Genomic DNA, 22,669 nt, shown 5'->3' with positions numbered 1-22,669 from the left:
TCGCGGGACGGATCCAGCCGGTGCCCGCGCCCACGTATTCCTCGGGGTCCACGGCTGCCGCCCCTCGCTGATGTCGCCATGGCATACGCCGACTACGGCAGGCTCGTCCCCCAACGGCTGAACCGGCGCCTCCGTCTCGCCGGAACGGACCGGCCCACCCACCACCCGGATACGCAACGGGCGCGAAAAAGCCCGCAAAAACAGGCCGTCACGGGATCACGTGCGGGACCGCGACGGAGTAACGTACGTCACCGGAGAGGCCGCTCCCCCCGTGGCGGCCTCTCCCTCATTTCTCCGTCGCCACCACGGCCGGGGCGGCCGGATGCCGCAGCCCCGGGTGACCCGCCGGCAGCGACCGGCGCACCACCACCCAGCTCACCGCCAGCGCGGTCGCCACCAGCGGCCAGGTCAGCGCCACCCGGGCGACCGTCAGCGCGACCACCTGGCCGCCGAGCCACAGCGGCAGGAACACCGCCACCCGCAGCACGTAGGTCGCCGCCCACACCCAACTGCCCCGGCCGTACGCGCGCAGCAGCGCCGGATCGCGCCGCCACCGGCCGCGCTGCCCGAGCGCGACGCCCACCACCACACCGAGCAGCGGCCAGCGCACCACGATGCTGACCACCCAGGCCAGCGCGCTCGCCGCGTTGGAGAGCAGTTGGACGAGGAAGAAGTCCTCGGCGCGCCCGGTGCGCAACGCGACCAGCGCGGCCACGCAGACCGCCAACAGCCCGACCAGCACCGAGCGCGGTCGGTCGCCCCGGCGCAACCGCCAGCCGGCCAGCGCCGCACCCGTGACGACCGCCGCGCCGACCCCGGCCCACAGCGAGTGGCCGCCGAGCAGCCAACCGACCGCGAACGCCACCGGCGGCAGGGTGGCGTCGACGGCGCCCCGACGCCCGCCGAGCAGGTCGGCGAGGGTCTCCGGCCGGTCCGTCGGGGTCGTCTCCCGTTCCGGTGTGCTGACCACCGCCACCTCCTCACGTCCGCCCCCAACCTATCCGCCGCCGGTGGGCGGGCCACCGGGTGACCGGCGCGGGCCGGCCGCTACGGTGTGCGGGTGCGAGCGACGCCGAGGGGTTGGACCGCAGTCTGGTTGGTCGTCCTGGCGATCGTGCAGGCGGCCGCCTTCCTGGCCGTGTGGCGCGTCGCCGTGCACACCGAGGCGGGCCAGTGGGTCGACACCGTCGCCCTGACCGGCAACCGGATCGGTCAGGACCGCATCGACGGCCCGGTGGACCGGATCCTCAACGCCATGTCGGTCGTGTCGTTGCTGGCGGCGACCGCGGTGATCGGCTTCATCGCGCTGATCCGGGGCCGCATCGCGCTCGCCGTCACGGCCACCCTGCTCATCGCCGGCGCCAACGCCACCACCCAGCTGCTCAAGTACGGCCTGGCCCGCCCGGACTTCGGCATCGACCCGGAGCGGATCTACGCCGGCAACAGCCTGCCCAGCGGGCACGCCACCGTCGCCGCGTCGGTCGCGGTGGCGCTGGTGCTCGTGCTGCCGCGCAAGGTGCGGGCGCTCGGCGCCTTCCTCGGGGCCGGCTACGCCGCCGTCGCCGGTATCGCCACCCTCTCCGCCGGCTGGCACCGGCCCAGCGACGCGGTGGCGGCGTTCCTGGTGGTCGGGGTGTGGGCGGCGCTGGCCGGGCTGCTGCTGCTGGTCACCCAGCGCGAACAGGCGCAGGTGGAGTCGGCCGACGCGCACCGGGTTGCCGCCACGGTGCTCGGCGTGGGCGGCGTGCTGGCGGCGGCGGCCTGCGGGATCGCCCTGGCCTGGCTGCTCGACCTGCGCGCCACCCCGCCCGACGAGCTGGCCCGCCGGCCGCTGTTCGTCGGGTACGCCGGCAGCGCCGCCGGCATCGCCGGGACGATGGGCGTGGTGATGGCGCTGGTGCTCGCCGCCGTGCACCGCCTGGTGCCCCGCGTCAAGGGCTGACCCCGGCCCTGCTGTGCGGCAGGGACTGACCCCGGCTCAGCTGCTTCCAGGCACCCTGCCTCCACGGGAGTAGGTGCCGACCATCGTCCCGCTCGCGATGTCCCGCTGCACGAGTGTGCGGTGCACGTCGGCGGCGTGCGGCGTGTCGGGCAGCTCCAGCGGCCGGTCCAACGCGTAGAGCCGGAAGAAGTACCGGTGGGGATCGTCGCCCTGCGGCGGGTGCGGCCCGCCCCACCCGGTCGTGCCGAAGTCGTTGGGCCACTCCCGGCCGCCCAGGGGCACCCCACCCTCGGGCACCCCGGCCGCGGTCGGCGCGATGCCCGTCACCAGCCAGTGCAGGAACGGGGTCTTCCCCGCGTCCGGGTCCTCGACGAAGAGGACCAGCTCGGTCGCGGACTCCGGCACCTGCGACCACTCCAACGGTGGCGAGACGTTGCCCCCCTCGCGGGCGAAGCGGCTCGGCAACATGTCGTGGTCGTTGAACGCGGTGCTGCGCAGCATGATCCCGGCCATCGGTGACGCTCCTCTCCTCAGCCCGCCGCGCGTACCCGCCCGGCAGCCGCCGAAACGGCCGCGCCGGGGCGGATCGGCGGTGTGAGAGGGTCGGAGCGGCAGAACGCGACGGGGGAGGACCGGTGGAGCGGGTACGGGCGGCGTTCCGGGACGAGTGCGCGCGGCTCGGCGAGGTGCTGCGCGCCGTCGACGAGGCGGATCTCGACCGCCCCACCGACTGCCGCCCCTGGACCGTGCGGGAGCTGCTGGCCCACGTGCGTACCGGCGCCGGGCGCCTGGTCGACATGCTCGCCGCGCCGGCCCCGCCCCGCGCCGAGGTCGACGCCGCCGCGTACTACGGCGCCGCCAAGTTCACCCCGCCGGTCGACGCCGCCCGCATCGACAGCGGCCGGCGGGAGGCCCGGGAACTCGACGGCCCGGCCCTCGTGGCCGACTTCGACCGGGCCTGGCGGGACGCCCTGGCCGCCGTCGACGCCCAGCCACCCGGCCGGGTGGTGCGCACCCGCCACGGCGACGCGATGGCGCTGGCCGAGTTCCTGCGTACCCGCGTGGTGGAGGTCGGGGTGCACGGCCTGGACCTCGCGGCGGCGCTGGACCGGGAGCCGTGGCTGACCCCCACCGCTGCGGACGTCGTCGCCGGCCTGCTCACCGGTGGGCGGCCCGTCCCGGCGGAGCTGGGCTGGGACCGGCTCACGCTGATCCGCAAGGCCACGGGCCGGGCGGACCTCACCGACCGCGAGCGGACCGTCCTGGACGCCACCGGCTTCCGCTGGCTCTCCTTCGGCGGCTGACCGGACTCCACCCGCCGACCGCGCGAATCACCGGGCGACCGCGTGGCCGGGCGGCGGGCCGGTCCCGGGGGTGCCCCGGTTCCCGGGTCGGCGACGTGGGTCAGGTGGTGGCGAGCGGGTCCGCCGCCGCGCGCGGCGCGGGCACCTGCGGCACCGCCTTGCGCAGGTGGTCCAGCACCACGGGGTCGATGCGGCCCGGCACCAGCCGCTCCTCCAGGTTCTCCATCCCGGCCCAGGCGAAGAGCGCCTCCTCCGGCCGGTCCGGGTCGACCGGCAGACCCAGCGCGGCCAGCAGCCCGCCGACCTCCGTCGCCACCGCCCCGGTCAGGTCGAGCAGGGTCGCCGGATCGGGCCGGCCGAAGAGCAGGGTGTGCAGCGCGAGCAGCCGGCCCAGCTCGGTCACCGGGTCGGCGTGGTCGTCGACCCGCAGGTCGACCAGGACGTCGCTGGTGCCGCCGTACCCGCCGCCGCGCTCGACCACCAGCAGCCCGGCGCTCTGCCGGCCGCGCCGGTCGCCGCCGGCCTGGTCCCCGGCGCGTAGCGCGGCGAGCAGCCGGTCGGGGAACGGCAGCGCCGTCCCGCCCAGCCAGGCGTCCCGCACCGCGTCGATCACCTGCGGCCCCGCCAGGATGTTGCCCTGCGCCGCCCAGCCGTCGCCGGTCTGGCCGCCGGCCCACGGGTGGCAGGCCGGGCCCGTCCAGGTCGCGCCCGCGCCCGCGGCGGCCACCACGCCGAGCTGGCGGTGGTCCCGGTCGGGGTCGGCGGCGACCAGGCCGGCGACCACGTCGGCCGCCGCCACCCCGGTGCGCAGCAGCGTCAGCCCCTGCGGCCGGTACGCGAGGTTGACGTGCGCCTGGGTGGCGAGGGCGCCGACCTCGGCCTCGGCGGCCGGAACCAGCGCGCCGGCGGCCAGGAACCTGCTGGCCACGACGACGCCGTGCAGGCGGCCGTCGTCGGAGCGGGCGACGAGCGAGAAGGTCACGCGGGGAGACTAACCCGCTGCCGGCGGCCGTCGTCGTTGCTGGATGCGACCCTCCTGCCGGGCGAGCCGGCGGCTCGACAGCCCGGAGGCGGTCCGCGAGACCGCCGAGCAGACCGGGGCCCAAGGGTCGGCCTAGCCCCGGGCTCCAGCGCCAGGTCCTCGAACGCGCGGACCGAGATGCGGGTGAGCGCGAAGACGTACACCAGGTCGATGAAGAGTTCGAGGAACGTCGGCCGGCTGCCGGCCGAGGGCAGCGGGCGTCCCGCCCCGTGGGTGGCCACGGTCAGCCCGCCCCGCCGTCGCGCGCGCCCATCGCGCAGTCGTGACACCGCCGACCGCCGGGCCGCCCGGGTACCGGGGAAACCGGGGCGGGATCTTGATCCGGGTGGCGGCCGGCGGGCACCATCGATCGATGACGACGCGCTGGGGCATGACCGTGCCGCTGGACGGCATCCCGCTCGCCGACCACGCCGCGGTCTACGCGGCCCTCGACCGGGCCGGGTACACCGACGTGTGGACCGCTGAGGTCGCCGGGGCGGACGCGTTCACCCCGCTGGCGCTCGCCGCCGCCTGGCAGCCGCGACTGCGCCTGGGCACCGCGATCACGCCGGTGTTCACCCGGGGGCCCGGCCTGCTGGCGATGAGCGCCGCCGCGCTCGCCGAGGCCGCGCCGGGCCGGTTCGCGCTCGGCATCGGCGCGTCCTCGCCGGTCATCGTGCGGAACTGGAACGCCGTGCCGTTCGACGAGCCGTTCCGGCGCACCCGGGACGTGCTGCGCTTCCTGCGCGCGGCACTGTCCGGCGCAACCGTCGACGAGGCGTACGACACCTTCGCCGTGCGCCGGTTCACCCTGGAACGGCCGCCGGCCGTGCCGCCGCCGCTGCTGCTCGCCGCGCTGCGCCCGGGAATGCTGCGGCTGGCCGGCGCGGAAGCCGACGGCGTCATCCTCAACTGGCTCGCCGCGGGCGACGTGCCGCGGGCGCTCGCCGAGGTGGGCGAGCGGCGCTCGGGCTTCGAGGTGGTCGCCCGGATCTTCGTCTGCCCCACGTCCGACGCCGCGCACGCCCGTGCCCTGGGCCGCCGGCTGATCACCACCTACCTGACCGTTCCCGCGTACGCCGAGTTCCATCGCTGGCTGGGCCGGGAGGAGGCGCTCGGGCCGATGTGGCGGGCCTGGGCCGCCGGGGACCGGCGCGGCGCCGGCGCGGCGGTGCCCGACGAGGTGGTCGACGCGCTGGTGCTGCACGGTTCGCCGGAGCACTGCCGCGAGCAGGTCCGCCGCTACGCCGATGCCGGGATCGACGTGCCGCTGCTGGCCCTGCTGCCCACCCCGGAGGCGGCGGCCGGGGGCACGGCGGCGCTGGGCGACCTGATCACGCGCCTGGCTGGGGGTGAGCCGCGGTGAACCTCACCGACCGGGTGGTGGTGATCACCGGCGGGGCCGGCGGCATCGGCTCCGCCCTGGCGCGCCGGTTCGCCGCCGAGGGCGCGGCCGCCGTGGTGGTGGCCGACCTCGACGCCGACGCGGCCCGCGCGGTGGCCGACGGCGTCGGCCCGGTCGCCCACGCCGCCGCCCTGGACGTGACCGACGAGGAGCAGGTCCGCGCGCTGGTCGTTGACACCGAGCGGCGGTACGGGCGGATCGACCTGTTCTGCGCGAACGCGGGCGTGACCACCAGCGGGGGAGTGGAGGTCGACGACGCCGGCTGGGACCGCGCGTGGCGGGTGAACGTGCTCTCCCACGTCTACGCGGCCCGGGCGGTGCTCCCGGCGATGCTGGCCCGGGGCGGCGGCTACCTGCTGCACACCTGCTCGGCGGCGGGCGTGCTGACCGCGGTCGGCGACGCGGCGTACACGACGACGAAGCACGCCGCCGTCGGCTTCGCCGAGTGGCTCTCCGTCACCTACCGGGACCAGGGCCTGCGGGTCAGCGCGCTGTGCCCGCAGGGCGTGGACACGCCGATGCTGGCCGAAGGGCTGGCCGCCGGGCACCTCGGCGCCCGGGTCATCGCCGCCTCCGGCGCGGTCCTCACTCCGGACCAGGTCGCCGACTCGGTGGTCGTCGGCCTCGCCGAGGAGCGCTTCCTCATCCTGCCCCACCCGGAGGTCGCCGCGTACGCCCTCCGCCGCGCGGAGGACCCGGACGGCTGGCAGGCCGGCCTGCGCAAACTCGTCCGCCGCCTCCGGGCCTAGGCGTACGAGAAACGCGTCGGGAAGTGGCAGGTTCGGATCCGGTCGGAGGGCCGGTGAAAGGGGGGTGGCATGCCGCATGAGCTGAGCTTGCTGGCGGGCTGGGGCTGCTGTTCATGGCACGGGGGTTGCGACTCGCCCGGGAGGAACGGCGTCAGCATCGGCGTTCGTTGCCCGGCGAGCCGTTCAGTGGACGTGAGCTGCTGTGGGAGGGCGGGGCGGCGGCATTGCTCGGTATCGGCAACCTGGCCGGTGGCCTCTGGGTTCTGCTGACCATTCCGGCGCTGGTCGTCATCGTGGTGCTCGTCGTGCGACTGCTCACCGGCGGGGCAGGAACAGACGCCGAGCACGCTGACGGGACTGCCCGCGTGCTCCGGCCTCCTGGCCACGCGATTGGTCGTCGCCCTCGTCGTCACCGGGCGGATGACAGGTGATCTAGTTTCGGATGTCTATCCGGTCAGTCCGACAGGCAGGTTTTGCGATGGTGACCACCTCGACAGCATCGGGCGACGATCCCGGGCGGAAGGTTGCCCCACCTCCCGCGCTGGTCGCCGAGGCGGCACGGCGTCCGGGAGGTTCGGTCGCCGAGATCGACCCGACGTTGATCAGCGATCCGGACGGCTACATCCCGGCCGAAGCCATCCGCGGCATGTAGAAGGTCGACTCCGCCGGCCAGCTCACCGGCGAATTCCAGCCCAACCCCACGTATGGGCCTCCCCGGGACGACTTCGCCAAGCTCGTCGGCACCGGTCATTTCCTGCACTGGCTGGGCGACGACCCGGCCGCCGCCGTCCGAGAATCGGTCGCCGAAGTCGTCAACGAGCAGATGCCGGGCGCGACCCTGCGATGGATGAAGATCACCGACGAGCCGCGGTTCCTCACCGCCGGGCGCCGTGGCACGGACGACCCGAACCACCTGATCGTCACTCGTGCCGCCCTTGCCGCGCCTTTCGCGATCGGGGTCGACTCGCCGTCTGGCCGCTACGAAATCCTCTGGGGCGTCCACAGCATCGCGGTGGTCGGTCTCGACCGGGGCGAGCAGGCGCGCAGCCGGGTGTGGTTCGACCTCTGGACACCTCTGGATGCGGCGGAACGACACCTGCGCACGCGCATCGCCGAGGTCGACCCGCCGAGCTGACGTGGTCCGTGAAGGAGGTCACCGTGTCGGGGGCGAACCGACCAGAGGACGCGGCGCCACCACGGGCGGGACAAGCGAGAGGCCGTTCATGGCTTACCGGTTCGCGTACCCTCTCCGGATGGACCACGAGGATCTTCCGCGTGCTGAGTTCGCGTTCCCCGGGCCACTGCGGGACAAGCTGCTAGCCGCGATCCTGTCGGGCGCGAAGACCTCCACCACCGGGCTGCTGGTCGGATACGAGCGCGCGAACGAGCCGCTGCCCGAGGTCGGCCGGCGACTGGCGGTGGTGGACTCGGAGGACCGACCGGTCGCGGTGATCGAGCTGACCGAGGTGCGCGTGCTCCGGCTCGCCGAGGTCGACCTGCAACACGCACTGGACGAGGGCGAGGGCGACGAGTCCGTGGCGCAGTGGCGAGCCGGGCACGAGACGTTCTGGCACAGCGAAGAAGTGCGTGCGGAGCTGGGCGACCCCGGCTTCACCGTCGATGACGACACCCTGGTGGTGACCAAACGCTTCCGGCTGCTGCGCACCGTCTGATCAGCCGTACTCGCGGTCTACGCCGCGCAGCACCGACCTCCGGGCGGACACCAAGGCAGCAGGTGCAACCAGTCGCCGGCGAAGGCCATGCATCCTGCCTTGCGCAGATCAAACCTCTACCCGCCACCAGGCACACGAACGACCTCGTGAGCTGCGGAAACGCGCTCCAGGGCCGTTCTCGTACCGCCCAATCGAGTCCAGCCCGATCCAGTGCTAGATGAAGCTCTACGGGAACATCGCGGGAACGCCGGTCCTGACGGGCTCTGCGGCCAGGGTAAAAGTTTACAGGTCGGAGAGGCATCGGGCTTCACGGAGTGGCTTCGTCTTGAGTCGGCTCCCGGGGTAACGCGTTCGGTAGCGATCGACCTCGTCGCCCTGCCGGAATCAACGGTCCAGAGCATGATCGACGCGCTCCGGCTCCCCCTGCGGGCAGGACAGCACCAACAGGAGATTACCAGCGTGTTTGGGGAGCCCACCGGCACACAGAGATTCGTGCGGGATCGGGTCACCCTCATCTTCCGCATCGGCGCTGCGGAGCCCTACGAACTGAGCTGCACGGTTCACGAGGAGCAGGGGCTGATCTACCTCACGATGCATCCCACGCCGCTGCCGGATTAGCTCGCGGCCAGCCCATCGCCCCTGCGGTCGACGACTGCTGTACTTCACTGCTGTACAAGATCCAAAAAAGCCGTCTCCCGCGACAGGAAACGGCCTTTGAACTGGGTCGAGCCGAGGGGATTTGAACCCCTGACCCCCTCGATGGTATCGGCGAGCAAGCCGCCCGGTGGTGGCCTCACCCTCCGCTGCGGGTAGCCAGCTGGCTTCCTGAATGCGGCGCGGGACCCCGCTCGTCGCGCCCACCGTCGCTCCCACCCCAACCAGAGGACGCGGCGCCATCGGCCTCCGTCACGGTGGCGGCAGGCATCCGCACGACGGGCGGCAGGGGTGCGGTGACGTTGTTCTGAGCAGGTGGTGCGGTGGTGGCTGGCAGAAGGCGCCCGCTGCCCACGGACGTCGCCGCCCGGTGTCAGCGAACCGCACGGCCACCACGCGCCCTGGACGCCCGGCCGTACGCCCACAGCACCAGCGCGACAACGCCCCAGAGGACGATCGCCCAACTCGTCGGTGGGGTCCAGGCCGACAGCCAGCCCGCACTGTCCGCCGCACTCAAGGGAGCACGCGGCTGCCGCACCGACAGGGCCGCCGCGGCGAAGCCGGCCGCCGCAAGGGCGGACAGCACCGGCACCACCGCGCGGCGGAACATGACTGCGGTGAGCAGAGCCGTTACCAGCCACAGAGACGCCCCGGACAGGACTGCGGCGGTGGTGGTGGCGCGGTCGGTCGGAGAGGGCTGCTCACCGAAGAACGGCGCGGAGGCGATGAGGCCCGCGTACAGGGACCATGCGGCGCCGGGCAGCGACAGAATCAGCATCAACCAGGGGTACGCCCGGTGGCCTCGTTCGCGGGGAGGGGAAGAGCCCGCAACGGCCCCGTCGTGCTGCTCGCCATCTCCTGCGTTGGTCATGCCCTGATCCTGGCCCGGCGCGCGCCAGGTCGCCTGAGTTGCGGTACTCACCAGCCTGCGCAAACTCGTCCGCCGCCTCCGCGCCCAGTGCGGTCTCCACGCGCGTTGCCAGTGCCGCGGCGAGGTCCAAACGGCGATCCGGCGCGCCTCCAACGCCGCCGGTCGTGGTTTGGACCCGGCGGGCCACACGTTCCTGGATGCCGCCGTAGCATCGGTGCGGCGCGGGCGGGCCGTGCCCGACCGAAAACGGGGGACAGTGGGCGCGGCGAGGCGGACATCACTCCGGCGGTGGGCCGGCGTGCCCCGGTGGGTTCGGGTCGTCGTGATCGCCGCCGTCTGCCTCTTCGCGTACGGCGGGATCGTCCACCTGGGCCTGCTCGGCATCCGACCGGGTGGTCCAAGCCAGTCCACCCCCACCTGGCTGATGCTGTACTTCACCTCGCTGACCGTGTTCGATCCGCTCGCCGCGCTGTTGCTGGCGCTGCGCCGGAGCGAAGGGCTGCTGCTCGGCTGTGTCTTGTTGGGCAGCGATGCGGCGGCGAACGGGTACGCCAACTACGTGTTGGACACCGCGCCGGGGATCACGCCCGGCCGGATCGGGCAGGCGGTGATCACGGCACTCGCGGTCGCCCTGATCGCGGCGGCGCCCAGGGTCGCGCCCTGGCTGCACCGGCCGCGGCGTGCTGGCGAGTGCGCTATCCATGAACGTCGTCGGGCCTGATCGGACAGGCGGCTGTGGTGCGGGGTCGGCCCCGGCGCGGCCAGGTGGTTCCGGGCCGGACCGAGCAGTGCACCCCGGAACCCGCGTACCGCTCCGACCTGCCTACCGACGCGGCTGCCATGCGGACCCACCTGGCCGAGCACCGCAGCGGCGAAGCCGGTGACGTGAATGCCGCCGGCAAGGACGTGCTCTTCCTCGCCGAGAGCTATCTACGACCGCAGACACGGGCGGCGCTGTACGAAGCCGCAGCAGCGGTCCCGGGTCTGCGCGCCGTCGAGCACGTCACGGACGGCGCGGGCCGGCCGGGCATTGGAATCGCCTGGCCATCCACGAACGGAGCGGAGCAGATGGTCCCCGTCTTCCACCCCGAGACCTATGCCTACCTCGGCACCTCCCGATACACGGCGGTGATCGTCCACACCGTCGTAGACGAAGTCGGTCAGACCGGCTGACCTTCACCACCCGGGCGGGCCGCCCCGGCGCGGCCCGCCATCGGTGCCCGGCTGGTATCCCTCGCGCACGCTTGGAGCTCGCTCTCATGCGCCCTCGCCTGGTCCTGGTGTTCGCGGCGCCTCAGTCGCCTTTCCAAACCGTGTCGTAGGGGCAAGTCAGCCGAGACCGAGCCGGTGCAACGCGAGCGCCACGAACCCGCGCACCGACCGGTCCCAGCCGGGTACGTCGGCATCGAAGTCCACGCTGCGGGCTTCGGTGAGGACGTCGAGGGCAAGGTCGGGTAGCTGGTCGCCGAGCCGGTACGCCAGCCCCACGGCCGCGGTGACCCGGACGACCGCAGCGTTCGCGGACAGCATCTCGCGGAGGCAGGCGTCGATCGGTTCCGAGTCGACCGGAAAGTGGGCGAGGGCCAGGTTGGCGCTGGCCCGGGTGGCGGCGCGGGCCTCGTCATCCGGGAGTGTGATGAGCCCGGCCAACGCGGCCTCGTCGGGTGCGAACCAGGCGAGTAGTTCGGCGGCGTACCCCGCCAGCAGCGGGTCCGGGTCGGTGAGCCATCGGACGTACCGGTCGGTGTGCCGGGCTCCGGCGTGGAAGGCGTCGGCCTCCCAGCGGACCGCCACGTTGTCGGCCAGTTCCGCGGCCTCGTCGTGCTCGAACAGGTCTTCGGCCTCCAGATGCCGCTCCACCAGCGCCGCATCTTCGTCGGTGATCCCCTCGGCGGCGGCGAAGGTCCGCCGCGGATCGAACGGCAGCTCGTCGTCGCGCCGGTCGCCGACCACCACCGAACGCAGCAGATCGGCCACCGTTGCCCGGTCCGGGGTGTCTGGGTCGTCAGCGAGCGCTACGAGGAACGGCACCACGTGACAGCTCGCCCCCCACCGCGTGCCCTGGTGGTAGATGTTGCCGGACAGCTCGGCCAACGCACGCCGGCGGACCGCCGCCTCCGTCGAGCGCAACGCCCGCAACTGGTCCGGTACGTCAACGGCCGGTCCATACGCGTGGTGCAGCGACCCCCACGGGACCTCGTCGAGCCCGGCCAGCGGGTCGGTCAGTTGATCCATGCGGCGGTTCTACCAACAGTGGGTGGGGAACCGACAGCAGCCCTGACAGCGACGACGCCGAACGACGGCATGCTGACAGGCGCTGGCGCAGACTCAGAGCGAGACGGCGGTGGCCCCAGGAGGGTCAGGCCGAGTCTGGTGGCCGCCCGAGCGCGAGCAGGGCCACCGGTCACGCCTTCCCTTGCGAGCAGCAGCCGTCGGCGCAGGCCGGGCCCCGGTCGGCCGTGGCGGGCAGGGGCGCGCAGTCGTCGCAGTGCTCACCGCGCCAGGCATCCACGCCCTCCTTGACGGCGACGCCGGCGATGACGAGCGCGGCGACCGGGTCGGCCCACGACCAGCCCCAGACGGCGTTGAGGACCAGGCCGACGAGGAGCACCGCGGACAGGTAGGTGCACAGCAGGGTCTGTGTCGAGTCGGCCATGACGGTGGCCGAGCCGAGTTCCCGGCCGGTGCGCCGTTTGGCCCGTACGAGCAGCGGCATCACGAGCAGCGACGAGGCGGCGAGGCCGATGCCGACGGGGCTGGGGTCGGCGTCCCCGTCGGCCAGGAGCGCGCGGAGGGCGTCGAAGGTCACCCAGGCGGCCAGGGCGAAGAACGACACGCCGATCAGCCGCAGCGCCAACCGTTCCCGATTCTCGGGCACGCGGGAGCGGAACTGCCAGATCAGTACGGCCGCGCTGGACACCTCGACGAACGAGTCCAGGCCGAAGCCGATGAGCGCCGTCGAGGAGGCCGCCGCGCCGGCGGCGATCGCGATCAGGCCCTCCAGCAGGTTGTAGCCGGCGGTGGCGTAGGCCAGCCACAGGCTGCGCCGCGACAGCGCAGCCCGGCGCTCCGGGGACAGCACGGACGTGCTCACGCGCCCACCGCCCGGGTGGCGGCGGCCGGCGTTCCGTAGACCGGGCACAGGGCGACGGCCTCGCCGGTGGCGGCGAGGACCCGTTCCGCCGAGCGCAGCAGGTCCAGCAGCTCCGGCCGGGTCAGTGCGTAGAACGACTGGCGGCCCTCGGCCCGGTAGTCGATCAGCCCGCAGTCGCGAAGACATGCCAGGTGCTTCGACACCGTCGACTGCGCCAGTCCCAACTCGCCCGTCAGGTCGACCACCCGTGCCTCGCCGGCCGCGAGCCGGTGCAGGATCGCCAGGCGCGTCGGATCCGCGAGGGACCGGAACAGCGCCACCGCGGGGGTCAGCCCCGGAACACAACCAATCGTCATGAGGCGATGATAGCGCCAGCGGAGGATGCTTCCCGATCGTCTACCCTGTCCCGATGCTCGCCGGACTGGAGAAGATCGACTGGGCGACCTACGAGGGCGCCTACGGCCCCGCCGAGGAAGCCCCGCACATCCTGCGCGCCATCGCCTCACCCGATCCGGAGACCGCCCGCGAGGGCCGCTACGAGTTCGCCTCCTCGCTGTGGCACCAGGGCACCGTCTACCCGGTGACGGTGGTGGCCGTACCGTTCCTGGTCGAGCTGGCCACCACACCAGGAGTGCACCAGCGACACGAACTGCTCCACGTGCTCGGCGCGCTCTGCGACCCCGAACAGACCGACGGCGACGACCAGCCGGCGGTGCGGGCGGCCGTCGCCGAGCACAGCGACGTGCTGCTGCCCCAGCTGGCCGCCCTGGACCCGGAGGTACGCGAGTGCGCCGCCTACGCGGTCGGGCGCTGCGGTCCGCACACCCGGCAGGCGCTGGCGGCGCGCTGGGCCCTCGAAGAGGACGCGCGGGTGCGCGCCTCTCTGCTGCTGGGCATCGCCCTGCACGATCCCGTCGGGTGCGCCGACCGGTTGCGGTCGGCCGCGAGGTCGGAGCCGTCCCCGGTGCCGGCGGCGGCCGCGCTCGCGCTCGCCCGGGCCGGGCTGCCCCTCCCCCCGGAGACCATCGCCCCGATCGCGGCGGCGTTCGCCAGCGACGACGCGTGGCGTAGCCCCTGGCAGGGTCACGCCGACGCACTCTCCGAGGTGCTGGACCGGGTCGACGCCGCCACCGCGAACGCGATCACCGCGGCGTTGACGGACGGCGCGCCCGGTCCAGGCGGTCCGGCACGGCGCACCCGCGGCGCGGGCGCCACCCCGAAGGCTCGGATCCGTGCCGCCAACGCCATGACCGACCGCTTCCGGAGCCGGCGCTCGGCGCCGGCCGACCTGATGCCGCGCCTACGGGCGCTGCTGACCGACGCCGACGCCGACGTCCGGGCGGCGGCCGTGCAGGCCGCGGCCCACGCGGGAATGCCGGCGGCGGCTGTCGCGAGCGTACTGGCGAGCATCGCCGCCGGTGGCGACGACGACGGCCGTGGACCGGCGGGCACCGCCCTGAACACCCTTGTCCGGCTCGGTGACGACCGGTGGCGGGAACCGGTCATGACCGCGTGGGCCGCCGGGCGGGACCCGGCCGCCATGTACGTGCTGACCGAGTACCGGCCCGCGTTCGACCCGGACGTCTTCGTGGCGTTGCGTCGCCGGCTCGCCGCGCAGCTCGCCGCGGGTCTCACCGGCAACCCGGTCATCCACCTGGTGTCGCTGGTGCACCACTGGGGGCCGGCCGCGGCCGACGCGGTCCCCGAACTCCTCGCCGCCCTGCCCGCCGCGCCGTGGGCGGCGCCGGCCGCGCTTGCCGAGATCGGGCCGGCCGCGTTGGACGCCGTGCCAGCGCTGCGCGAGGTCGCCCACACCGGCCAGGTACGGGCGGGACACGCGGTATGGCGCCTCACCGGCGACGCCGGCCCGCTCGTCGTGGCGGCTTCCGCCCTGCTCGCCTCGTCCCGGCGGAACCTGGCCTGGGACCTGGACCTCGTCGCGGACGCCGGGCCGTCAGCCGCATCCCTCGTTCCCGCGCTGCGTGGCCGGTTGACCGGTGCGCCGGCGGCGACGTATCCCGAACGCGAGGAGCAGATCGCCGCCGCACGGCTGGTGTGGCGGGCGACCGGCGCCGCGGCCGAGGTGCTGCCCACCGTGGCGGCTGTGCTCGGTGCCGGCGACGTCCCCGTCCGGTCCGCCACGAAACTGGCCGCCGAGATGGCACCCGTGGCCGGCGCCGAACTGGCGTCGGGGCTGCGGGAGGCGCTCGGCAACGAGTACGGTCGCGTCGATGCCGCCCGTGCCCTCTGGCGGCTCGGCACGGCCGTCGACGACCTCGTCGATCCGCTGCTCACGGCCGTTGCCGACCCGTACGGCGACAAGGGCGCGCTGGCCCTGCTGGTGGAGATGGGCGCGGTCGACGCGGTGCCGGGGCTGGTCGAGTTGGCCGACCGTGACGAGCGGGTGGTGACGTACGGCTCCCACGACGAGACGGTGTGGTGCGACGACCGCCTGCGACGTGACCTGTACACGGCCATCGCCGCGCTGCGGTCGTCGGTGGAGTGACGCCGGATGGCCGCATGCCGGCGTCGACGCGTTCCGGGTGGGCCGCCCGGATTGCGCCGGTCGCGGCCCGGGCAGGGGTTCAGCGTGGCCAGCGGAGGGGACCGGGGCGGACGGACCAGAGGATGCGGCGCCACCAGGGGCGGGCGGCGCGCAGCGCCGTGACGTAGTCGTGGGCGGTGGTGACCGCCCGGGCGGCCTGCTCCGCGGTGGCCGTGCCCGGGGCGAAGGCCACCTGGTTGAGCAGGCCGGCCAACTCCTCCACCCGTGCGTCGAGGTCGCCGGAGCCCGCCATGGTGCCCGGCGGGCCGCCCACCGGGGCGGGACCGGCGGTGGCGGCCGGGCCGCTCGGGGGCCCGGGCCTCCCGCCGCGGGCGTCGGTGACGGCCCGGCGGGCGTGGGCGGCCACCTCCGTGGCGGCCAGGTCGCCGCCGACCGGGCGGCCGGCCAGCCGCAGCGCGTCGGTGACCTCCCGCCAGGCGCCGGCGATGCGCTGACCGGGGTCGCCCCGTTCCAGCCGCGCCCGGGTCTGTGCCCGGCGCATCACCAGCAGGGCGAGCAGCGCGGCCACGACCAGCAGCAGCGTGCCGCCCGTACCGCCGCCGACGAGCAGCGCCGTGGACGGCCCGCCGGCGTCGGTCGGCCCGCCCGGCGCGGCCACCGGCTCCGGCGGCGCGGTCGGCTCGACGGTCGGCTCGGGCACCTCCGACGGGGGCGGATCGTCGGGCGTCGGGCGGAAGTCCTCCTCCACCGGGCGCGGCTCCTCGTCGGGTCGGGGCAGCGGGTCGAACGGCACCCAGCCGAGCCCGTCGAAGAGGACCTCCGGCCAGGCGTACGCGTCGCCGGCCCGGACGGGGCCGTCGCCGGTGGAGCGGAAGCCGACCACCACCCGGGTCGGCAGACCGGCCAGCCGGCCCAGCACGGCGAACGCCGCCGCGAACTGCTCCGAGGTGCCGCGCTGGCCACCGGCGTCGCGCGGTCCGAAGAGGAAGAAGTTCAGGTTCGGGTACGCGTGCCCGCTCGGCGCGTCGGCGACGAGGCGGTAGTGCTCGGCGAGGAACTGCTCCACGGCGGAGGCCCGCGCGAACGGGGCGCCGTTGGACTCGGCGAGCTGGGTGGCGAGCCGGCGCAGTGGCTCGGGCACCCCGTCGGCGACCCGCAGCACCCGGGCCACCTCGTCGCCGGCCGGCACGTCCGCCGTGCTCACCAGGTTGAAGTCCGGCGTCTCCACGGCCGAGGTCACGGTGTAGCGCAGGCCGGGTGTCAGCCCCTCCGGCCGGATCAGCGTCCCGGTCGTCGGGTCGTACGCCACCCGCGCCCCGGTGACCTCGCGCGGCGTGGCGACGGCGGGCAACAGCCGGCCGCTGAGTTCGGCGACGGTGATCTCCTGGCGTACCGTCCGCACGGTGCTGTCCGGGGCGGGTGCCGTCGCCGGCAGGATCCGTCCGGCGTTGCGGTACGTCGCGCCGACCCGCCAGGTCACGCCGTCGTAGTCGCTGAGCACGGCCAGCCGGATCGGCGCCGGCCGGCCGCCGGCGCCCGGTTCGGTACCGGAGTCGGAGTCGGCGGCGGGCGCCCCGGTCGGCGCGGGCGCGCCCGGGGCGTCGGTGCGGACGTCGAGCAGCTTCTGCCCGGGGTTGAGCGCCCATCCGGAGATGCGGATGAGCGGGCTCTCGTCGAGCGCCTCCACCTGCGGCGGCTCGACGTACCGGCGCGGGTCCACCGGCCGGCCGTCGACCTGGCCGGCGAGCGCCGGGCCGAGCAGCGCGGCCAGGCCGACGACCACCGCCAACCCGGCGGCGGAGGCCGCGGCGAGCCGGGCCCGCACGGCGGCGCGGACCGCGGGGGCCAGCCCGGAGGTCGGGTCGCCGCCGGCCGTCGCCGCGCCGCCCGCCGGTACCGCCAGGCCGAGCACCGCCACGGCCACGAACGCCAGCGTGGGCCCGATCGCCGGATCGGCGTTCGGGCCGACCACGTAGAGCGCGGCGGCGTAGAGCAGCACTGGCGGCAGGTAACCGAGCAGCACCCGGCCCGCCCGCAGCGCCACCTCCGCCGCGGCGAGCCCGGCCAGCCAGGCGGCGACCAGCGGCACCAGCACCGTGTCCGGGGTCGGCTCGACCGGGATCATCGCCGTCAGCAGCCGGGGAATGCCGTTCGCGGCGGCGTCCGCGGTCACCTCGACCAGACCGCCGGGCAGCTCGGCCCGGGTCGCGGTCAGCCGCAGCGACCAGGCCGTCCAGCCGGCCATCGCGGTCACCGAGACCGGCGCGACCAGCCACGAGGGCAGCCGGCGGGCCGCCACGCTGACCAGCACCGAACCCACCGCGGCCCCGAGCATCAGCCGGGTCAGCAGCGGACCGGCGTAGACCCGGCCGAGCACCACGCCGGCCAGGCCGATCATCGCGACCAGCGCCAGCGGCACCGGCACGGCCCGCAGCGCCCGCAGCACCGCCCGCCCCGGCCCGGCGGTCCCGCTGCCGCCGCCGTCGCGGTTCGTTCCGGCGCTGTCCTCGGTCGGGCCGACGCCGTCGGCGGGCACCGTCGCCGTGCCGGACCGGACCCCGCCGGTCGCCCTCACCACCTGCGCACCCCGTCCCACTCGGCGGCGAACGCGGCGCCGTCCGCGGCATCGATCACGACCGGGCCGGCCGCGCCCGACGGCGCCGGCTCCGCCGCCCCGAAGATCCCCACCACCACCGACGGGTACGCGGCACGCAGCGCGCCCACCGCACCCAGGTCGCCCCGGCCGCCCGGACCGGTGAGGAAGACCAGCGTGTCGCCGAGCCGCTCCCGGCGCAGCCGGGCGGTGGCGGGCTGGAGGACGTCGTCGTCGGCGAGTTGCGCCGCCGCCAGCCGGTCCAACGGCCCGCCGCCGTGCTCCGCCCCATCGCCCGTCGCGTCCGGCCCGGACGGTTCCGGGGCGACCAGCAGCAGCACCACCGGCAGGTCCTCGCGGACCGCGGCGGTCACCACCGAGGCGGCGGCCTCGCACGCCGACTCGAACGACTCGGCCACGCCGTCGACGCGTTCCGGGTGGGCGGTGGCCCGGTTGTCCAACAGCACCACGATCCTCGGCAGGCTGGTGTCGACGTTCTCCCGCACCATCAGCTCGCCCACCCGGGCGCTGGTGCGCCAGTGCACCCGGCGCAGCTCGTCGCCGACCACGTACTCGCGCAGGGAGTCGAAGGTGATCGACCCGTGCGGCACCCTGTCGACCCGGCCGTCGAGGCTGCGTCCCGCCCCCGTCGGCACCGCGTGCAGCGGATGGACGCGCGGGTGCACCCAGACCGGCACCGTGCCGCCGTACGGGCGGGCCAGCGCCACCAGGCCCAGCGGGTCGCGCCGGGTCACCCGCAGCGGCCCGACCGGCACCACGCCCCGGCGGGAGGTCGGCACGTCGTAGCGGACCGTGGTGTCACGGCCCGGTCGCAGCCGCAGCAGCGGCACCGGCACCGACCGGTTCCCGCACCGGTCCTCGGCGACCAGGCTGGTCGCCCGCAGCCGGCCGGCGTTGCGTACGGCCAGCGTCATCACGGCCGGCTCGCCCCGCGCCACCCGGTCGGGGTCCGCGCTGCGGGTCACCTCCAGCCGGGGCCGCCAGGCCGCGGTCGCCAGGGCGTAGCCGACGGCGGTGCCGGCCGCCGCGCCGAGCAGCGTCAACTCGGGGTACGCGAAGCGGAAGCCGGCGCCGAGCAGCACGACGGCGGCGACGAGCAGCCCGACGCCTCGGGCGGTGAGCGGGGACACCGGCGTCGCCGGTCAGCCCTGGACCGGGGCGGGCTGGCCCGAGGGGAGCGGCACCGGCACCGAGGCGACCGCCTGGCGCAGCACCTCGGCGGCGGTCACCCCGCGCACCTGCGCGTCCGGGGTGAGCAGCAGCCGGTGCGCGAAGACCGGCTCGGTCAGCGCCTTGAGGTCCTCCGGCATGATCCAGCCCCGACCGTCGATCAGCGCGTACGCGCACGCCGCCCTCGTCAGGGCGATCACGCCCCGGGGGCTGACCCCGACGCGCACCTGCGGATGGTTTCGGGTGGCCGCGGCCAGCCGCACCGCGTACGTGTAGAGCGGCTCGGCGATGTGCACCCGGCGGGCCATGCGGACCATCTCGCCGACGGTGGCCGTGTCGGTGACCGCGGTGAGCGCCTCGGGGGAGCGGACCGTCGCGCCGCGCAGCACCTCCACCTCGACCGCCTCGTCGGGGTAGCCGACGGAGAGCTTCACCAGGAACCGGTCGAGCTGGGCCTCGGGCAGCCGGTAGGTGCCGTCCATCTCCACCGGGTTCTGGGTGGCCACCACCAGGAACGGCTGCGGCACCGGGTGCCGGACGCCGTCGACGGTGACCGTGCGCTCCTCCATCACCTCCAGCAGCGCCGACTGCGTCTTCGGGGACGCCCGGTTGATCTCGTCGGCGATGACGATGTTGGCGAACACCGGCCCCGGGTGAAACTCGAAGCCCCGGGTTGCCTGGTTGAAGATGGTCACCCCGGACACGTCCGAGGAGAGCAGGTCCGGGGTGAACTGGATGCGCCGCCACTGCCCCTTCACGGTGGCGGCGATGGCCCGGGCCAGGGTGGTCTTGCCGACCCCGGGCACGTCCTCCAGCAGCACGTGGCCCTGGGCGAAGAGCGCGGTGAGCGCCAACCGGACCACCTGCGGCTTGCCCAGCACGACCGCGTTGACGTTCTCGGCCAGCCGGGCGGCGAGGGCGGCGAAGCCCTGCACCTCCGGCTGGGTGAGCGGCTCGTGGGTGTTCACGGTCGGTGGTGCTCCTTGCCTGGTGGTCAGCAGGTGGGCAGGACGTTGATGTTGTCGCCGCCCTCGAGGTTGAGCCAGGCCCACGGGATGTAGTTGCGCCCGGAGTAGTCGACCTGCACCCACCAGGTGCTGCGCTTGTGGTTGTTGTAGATGTAGGCGTAGACCTCTTCGCCCTGCTTCTTGCAGTACGCCTTCAGCCGGGTGCCCGGCTCCGCCCAGCCGACCTGCCGGTTGTTGTCCTGACGGGGCACCGAGAAGACCTCGTTCCCGTTGCGGCCGTCGACCTCCTCGTTGCAGTAGGTGGCCTCCGGACCCGAGGCGCCGTTGCGGCAGGTGGCGATGCCATAGAGGGCGTCGGTGGCCTGGGCGCGGGTGGCGGTGCCCTTGCCGGCGGCGTTGCTCGCGGTCACCGTGAACGTGTACGCCGTGCCCGGGGCCAGGCCCGTCATCGTGATGCCGGAGCAGTTCCCGGTCTTCGTCGGCTCGCCGGTCGTGCTCAGCGAGCAGGTCGCCTTGCCGCCGCCGGCGTCCACGGTGAACGTCACCGTCGCCGAGGTGGCGGTCGCCGACGAACCGGTCACGGTGATGCGGGGCTCGGCCACCGTCCGGGCGGTGGCGGTGGCCTCCGGGCCGGGACCGGCCTCGTTGACCGCCTTCACCTTCACGGTGACGTTCTGGCCGTTGCCCAGCCCGTCCACGGTGGCCCGGGTGTCGGTCACCTCGCTGGTGCGCCCGCCCACGTCGACCAGGTACTTCGTCACCGGGCGGCCGTTCGCCTCGGCCGGCGACCACTGCACCGCGACCGTGCCCGGCCGGTCGGCGACCGTGGTCGCCCGCAGGTCGGCGGGCCGGCCCGGCGCCGCGTACGGCACGACGGTGTTGCTCACCGGGGAGGCCGCCGAGCCGGCGCCCCGGTCGTTGACGGCGACGACGGTGAACGCGTACTGCGTGCCGTACTCCAGCTCGCCGGCCGGCACCACCAGCTCCGTCTTGCGGGACTCGCCGGCCGGCGCGTTCGTGCCCGCCGAGGTGGCCGTCACCACGTACTTCGCGATCGTGTTGCCCTGCCCGTTGGCCGCCGGCCACTTCACCAGCACCGTGCCGTCGGGCCGCTCCTGGGCGGTGACGCTGGCCGGCGGGTCGGGCACCGCGGCGGTCGGCGTCACCGGGTTGCTGGTCCGCGCCGGACCGTCGCCCTTGGCGTTGACCGCGTGCACCGAGAACCGGTACGTCTCGCCGTTGGTGAGGCCCTTGATCTCCACGGCGCGCTGGTTGGCGCCCACCTGCACCCGCTGGCCGGCGCCCTCCACCACGTACCGGGTGATCTCCGCGCCGTTGGCCGGGGCCGGCCGCCAGCTCACCCGGGCCTGCGCGTTGCCGGCGGCGGCGGTCACGCTGCGCGGCGCACCCGGCTTGCCGACCTTGGGCTTCTTCGGCGGGGGCGGCGGCGGGGGAGCGGGCGGCGGGTCGCCGCCGAGCACGTCGTTGGCGTACTTGTCGACCTCGCGGACCTGGTGCCTGTCGTCCACCACCCGCGCGGTCGCCGAGTCGGGGGCGTTGATGAAGAGGTGGTTCTCCCGCACCTCCAGCTCCAGCGGCCCCGTGCCCTTGCTGCGGATGGTGTCCACCACCTGGCCGTTCGCGTCGAAGGCGTAGATCGTGCCCGACGCCTCGTCGGCGCAGTAGTACCGACCGGCCCACGCCACCGCCGGGCTGAGCCGGTCGCCCGTGCCCGGCACCGTGAACGCGCGCACCTCGCCGCCCTCGCCGACCACGTGCACCCGCCGCTCGCCGGGCACCGTCACCGGCACCGTCGGCCCGCTGGTCCGCGCCGGCAGCGAGCCCGGCGCACTCATCGCCAGCGGCGTCGGCCGGACCTGGCCCCGCTGCACGGTCACCAGCGCCCCGGCGGTGCGGTCGAGCACCGCCACGCCGTCGTCCAGGGTGGAGACGACCAGCTCGTGACTGGCATCCGCCACGTCGTACGTCTCGACCTGCTTCGGGCTGAGCCCGCCCTCGGCGGCGGCCGAGGCGGGCGCGGAGGGCAGCGCGGCGGCGGTGATCGCCGATACGGTGCCCTCGCTGGGCACCGCGATCCAGAGCCGGCCCTCGCCGTCGAAGGACCCGCCGGTGATGCCCGGCGGATAGCGCACGGGCTCGCCGACCGGCGTCAGGGACCGCGGGTCGAGCTGCCGGACGATGCCCTGCACGGCGTCGACGACGAACGCCGCGTCCTCGTGCAGCGCGACGCTGACCCCGAGGCCCGGGGCGGTCCGGGTGGTCGCGGTGATCTGCAGGGTTGCCAGGTCCAGCGAGCTGACCTGGCCGGTGTTCAGGTCCCGCAGGATCAGCAGCCGGTCGGTCTGGGTGACCTGCATCGGGTGCTGGCGGGCGGCCGGGATCTCGACCCGGGTGTCGACCCGCGCGGTGACCCCGTTGACCCGGGCCATCTCGCTGCGCGCGGTGCTCCACAACCAGGAACTCGCGTCGTAGCTCGCCACCGCGTTGTCCGCCGCGCCGAGACCGAGGACGGTCAGCCCCATGGCGGCCAGCAGCGCGGCCACCGTGCCGATGGTGACCAGACCGCCGCGCATCCGGCGGGAGCGGGGCCGCGGACCGTCGGCGTTCGCGGCGTCGTCGATGGTGGCCACTACCGGCTGCCTCCCGTGTCGTCCTGGCAGGTGGCGCGCCCTGTCCG

Annotated in this window: 23 protein-coding genes; 12 read left to right on the top strand and 11 right to left on the bottom strand. The window is 74.8% G+C overall.

The window, feature by feature from the left end; all coding sequences use genetic code 11:
- Positions 1-286: 286 nt before the first annotated feature.
- Positions 287-970 (bottom strand): DUF3159 domain-containing protein, encoded by a 684-nt coding sequence (locus ACFY23_RS31130; RefSeq protein WP_350684062.1) that lies wholly within the window; start codon positions 968-970, stop codon positions 287-289.
- Between the two features lie 84 nt (positions 971-1,054).
- Between ACFY23_RS31130 and ACFY23_RS31125 the strand changes: the two genes are divergently transcribed.
- Positions 1,055-1,942 carry a phosphatase PAP2 family protein gene (locus ACFY23_RS31125; RefSeq protein WP_350684061.1) on the top strand — a complete coding sequence of 296 codons (888 nt, stop codon included), beginning with the start codon at positions 1,055-1,057 and terminating at the stop codon, positions 1,940-1,942.
- Between the two features lie 36 nt (positions 1,943-1,978).
- Here the strand turns inward: ACFY23_RS31125 and ACFY23_RS31120 are convergent, their stop codons facing one another.
- A complete protein-coding gene (locus ACFY23_RS31120; protein WP_350684060.1) occupies positions 1,979-2,455 on the bottom strand; it encodes a YbhB/YbcL family Raf kinase inhibitor-like protein in 477 nt (158 codons plus the stop codon).
- 122 nt (positions 2,456-2,577) lie between these two features.
- Between ACFY23_RS31120 and ACFY23_RS31115 the strand changes: the two genes are divergently transcribed.
- A complete protein-coding gene (locus ACFY23_RS31115) occupies positions 2,578-3,246 on the top strand; it encodes a maleylpyruvate isomerase N-terminal domain-containing protein (RefSeq protein ID WP_350684059.1) in 669 nt (222 codons plus the stop codon).
- Between the two features lie 100 nt (positions 3,247-3,346).
- Here the strand turns inward: ACFY23_RS31115 and ACFY23_RS31110 are convergent, their stop codons facing one another.
- Positions 3,347-4,228, bottom strand: a complete 882-nt coding sequence (locus ACFY23_RS31110; RefSeq protein WP_350819652.1) for a DUF1028 domain-containing protein — start codon at positions 4,226-4,228, stop codon at positions 3,347-3,349.
- Positions 4,229-4,658: 430 nt separating this feature from the next.
- Here ACFY23_RS31110 and ACFY23_RS31105 point away from each other — a divergent pair, with 430 nt between their 5' ends.
- The 7 genes from ACFY23_RS31105 to ACFY23_RS31075 all read left to right on the top strand — a co-directional run bounded on the left by ACFY23_RS31105 (position 4,659) and on the right by ACFY23_RS31075 (position 8,712).
- A complete protein-coding gene (locus ACFY23_RS31105; RefSeq protein ID WP_387039002.1) occupies positions 4,659-5,633 on the top strand; it encodes an LLM class F420-dependent oxidoreductase in 975 nt (324 codons plus the stop codon).
- On the top strand, positions 5,630-6,421 hold the full coding sequence (locus ACFY23_RS31100; protein WP_350819650.1) for an SDR family oxidoreductase: 792 nt from the start codon (positions 5,630-5,632) through the stop codon (positions 6,419-6,421). Before ACFY23_RS31105 ends, ACFY23_RS31100 begins: the two co-directional genes overlap by 4 nt.
- A gap of 113 nt (positions 6,422-6,534) precedes the next feature.
- On the top strand, positions 6,535-6,852 hold the full coding sequence (locus ACFY23_RS31095) for a hypothetical protein (RefSeq protein ID WP_387051323.1): 318 nt from the start codon (positions 6,535-6,537) through the stop codon (positions 6,850-6,852).
- Between the two features lie 47 nt (positions 6,853-6,899).
- Positions 6,900-7,073 (top strand): hypothetical protein, encoded by a 174-nt coding sequence (locus ACFY23_RS31090; RefSeq protein ID WP_350685751.1) that lies wholly within the window; start codon positions 6,900-6,902, stop codon positions 7,071-7,073.
- Positions 7,074-7,268: 195 nt separating this feature from the next.
- Positions 7,269-7,556 carry a hypothetical protein gene (locus ACFY23_RS31085; RefSeq protein WP_350685749.1) on the top strand — a complete coding sequence of 96 codons (288 nt, stop codon included), beginning with the start codon at positions 7,269-7,271 and terminating at the stop codon, positions 7,554-7,556.
- A gap of 118 nt (positions 7,557-7,674) precedes the next feature.
- A complete protein-coding gene (locus tag ACFY23_RS31080; RefSeq protein ID WP_350685748.1) occupies positions 7,675-8,094 on the top strand; it encodes an ASCH domain-containing protein in 420 nt (139 codons plus the stop codon).
- Between the two features lie 399 nt (positions 8,095-8,493).
- Positions 8,494-8,712 (top strand): hypothetical protein, encoded by a 219-nt coding sequence (locus ACFY23_RS31075; RefSeq protein WP_350685747.1) that lies wholly within the window; start codon positions 8,494-8,496, stop codon positions 8,710-8,712.
- Positions 8,713-9,121: 409 nt separating this feature from the next.
- On the opposite strand, the gene ACFY23_RS31070 is transcribed toward ACFY23_RS31075, so the two are convergent.
- The gene (locus ACFY23_RS31070; RefSeq protein ID WP_350819647.1) at positions 9,122-9,526 is read right to left on the bottom strand and encodes a hypothetical protein; all 405 of its coding nucleotides are present in this window, start codon (positions 9,524-9,526) and stop codon (positions 9,122-9,124) included.
- Positions 9,527-9,941: 415 nt separating this feature from the next.
- Between ACFY23_RS31070 and ACFY23_RS31065 the strand changes: the two genes are divergently transcribed.
- The gene (locus ACFY23_RS31065) at positions 9,942-10,340 is read left to right on the top strand and encodes a hypothetical protein (RefSeq protein ID WP_350685744.1); all 399 of its coding nucleotides are present in this window, start codon (positions 9,942-9,944) and stop codon (positions 10,338-10,340) included.
- 14 nt (positions 10,341-10,354) lie between these two features.
- Complete coding sequence (locus ACFY23_RS31060) at positions 10,355-10,792, top strand: CU044_5270 family protein (protein WP_350819645.1); 438 nt, start codon at positions 10,355-10,357, stop codon at positions 10,790-10,792.
- A gap of 156 nt (positions 10,793-10,948) precedes the next feature.
- On the opposite strand, the gene ACFY23_RS31055 is transcribed toward ACFY23_RS31060, so the two are convergent.
- The 3 genes from ACFY23_RS31055 to ACFY23_RS31045 all read right to left on the bottom strand — a co-directional run bounded on the left by ACFY23_RS31055 (position 10,949) and on the right by ACFY23_RS31045 (position 13,069).
- Positions 10,949-11,854, bottom strand: a complete 906-nt coding sequence (locus ACFY23_RS31055; RefSeq protein ID WP_350819644.1) for a hypothetical protein — start codon at positions 11,852-11,854, stop codon at positions 10,949-10,951.
- Positions 11,855-12,023: 169 nt separating this feature from the next.
- Complete coding sequence (locus ACFY23_RS31050; protein ID WP_350819642.1) at positions 12,024-12,713, bottom strand: cation transporter; 690 nt, start codon at positions 12,711-12,713, stop codon at positions 12,024-12,026.
- Positions 12,710-13,069: a metalloregulator ArsR/SmtB family transcription factor gene (locus ACFY23_RS31045; RefSeq protein ID WP_350685738.1), complete on the bottom strand. Its 360-nt coding sequence runs from the start codon at positions 13,067-13,069 to the stop codon at positions 12,710-12,712. Before ACFY23_RS31045 ends, ACFY23_RS31050 begins: the two co-directional genes overlap by 4 nt.
- Before the next feature lie 53 nt (positions 13,070-13,122).
- Here ACFY23_RS31045 and ACFY23_RS31040 point away from each other — a divergent pair, with 53 nt between their 5' ends.
- Entirely contained in the window at positions 13,123-15,219 is a 2,097-nt protein-coding gene (locus ACFY23_RS31040; protein WP_350819640.1) for a hypothetical protein, read from the top strand.
- A gap of 79 nt (positions 15,220-15,298) precedes the next feature.
- Here ACFY23_RS31040 and ACFY23_RS31035 read toward each other — a convergent pair whose 3' ends face one another.
- From ACFY23_RS31035 to ACFY23_RS31020, 4 genes are read right to left on the bottom strand one after another with little or no spacing between them, the layout of a single operon-like run.
- Positions 15,299-17,755, bottom strand: a complete 2,457-nt coding sequence (locus tag ACFY23_RS31035; protein WP_387039004.1) for a transglutaminaseTgpA domain-containing protein — start codon at positions 17,753-17,755, stop codon at positions 15,299-15,301.
- Between the two features lie 35 nt (positions 17,756-17,790).
- Entirely contained in the window at positions 17,791-18,963 is a 1,173-nt protein-coding gene (locus tag ACFY23_RS31030; RefSeq protein ID WP_350686524.1) for a DUF58 domain-containing protein, read from the bottom strand.
- Positions 18,964-18,975: 12 nt separating this feature from the next.
- Entirely contained in the window at positions 18,976-19,971 is a 996-nt protein-coding gene (locus ACFY23_RS31025) for a MoxR family ATPase (protein WP_350819639.1), read from the bottom strand.
- Between the two features lie 26 nt (positions 19,972-19,997).
- Complete coding sequence (locus ACFY23_RS31020) at positions 19,998-22,565, bottom strand: fibronectin type III domain-containing protein (RefSeq protein WP_387039007.1); 2,568 nt, start codon at positions 22,563-22,565, stop codon at positions 19,998-20,000.
- Positions 22,566-22,669: the final 104 nt, after the last annotated feature.

It is taken from the genome of Micromonospora sp. NPDC000121 (genome assembly GCF_042899165.1).
GTDB lineage: Bacteria > Actinomycetota > Actinomycetes > Mycobacteriales > Micromonosporaceae > Micromonospora.
Note: the sequence above shows the minus strand (reverse complement) of the source record. Positions and strands in the feature narration are given on the sequence as shown.

What these genes read in the sequence shown, in the direction of transcription:
- ACFY23_RS31120 (WP_350684060.1), bottom strand. Translation starts at nt 2,455, where the DNA reads ATGGCCGGGATCATGCTGCGCAGCACCGCGTTCAACGACCACGACATG.
- ACFY23_RS31105 (WP_387039002.1), top strand. Translation starts at nt 4,659, where the DNA reads ATGACCGTGCCGCTGGACGGCATCCCGCTCGCCGACCACGCCGCGGTC.
- ACFY23_RS31095 (WP_387051323.1), top strand. Translation starts at nt 6,535, where the DNA reads ATGGCACGGGGGTTGCGACTCGCCCGGGAGGAACGGCGTCAGCATCGG.
- ACFY23_RS31090 (WP_350685751.1), top strand. Translation starts at nt 6,900, where the DNA reads ATGGTGACCACCTCGACAGCATCGGGCGACGATCCCGGGCGGAAGGTT.
- ACFY23_RS31085 (WP_350685749.1), top strand. Translation starts at nt 7,269, where the DNA reads ATGAAGATCACCGACGAGCCGCGGTTCCTCACCGCCGGGCGCCGTGGC.
- ACFY23_RS31080 (WP_350685748.1), top strand. Translation starts at nt 7,675, where the DNA reads ATGGACCACGAGGATCTTCCGCGTGCTGAGTTCGCGTTCCCCGGGCCA.
- ACFY23_RS31075 (WP_350685747.1), top strand. Translation starts at nt 8,494, where the DNA reads ATGATCGACGCGCTCCGGCTCCCCCTGCGGGCAGGACAGCACCAACAG.
- ACFY23_RS31070 (WP_350819647.1), bottom strand. Translation starts at nt 9,526, where the DNA reads ATGCTGATTCTGTCGCTGCCCGGCGCCGCATGGTCCCTGTACGCGGGC.
- ACFY23_RS31055 (WP_350819644.1), bottom strand. Translation starts at nt 11,854, where the DNA reads ATGGATCAACTGACCGACCCGCTGGCCGGGCTCGACGAGGTCCCGTGG.
- ACFY23_RS31045 (WP_350685738.1), bottom strand. Translation starts at nt 13,069, where the DNA reads ATGACGATTGGTTGTGTTCCGGGGCTGACCCCCGCGGTGGCGCTGTTC.
- ACFY23_RS31040 (WP_350819640.1), top strand. Translation starts at nt 13,123, where the DNA reads ATGCTCGCCGGACTGGAGAAGATCGACTGGGCGACCTACGAGGGCGCC.
- ACFY23_RS31020 (WP_387039007.1), bottom strand. Translation starts at nt 22,565, where the DNA reads ATGCGCGGCGGTCTGGTCACCATCGGCACGGTGGCCGCGCTGCTGGCC.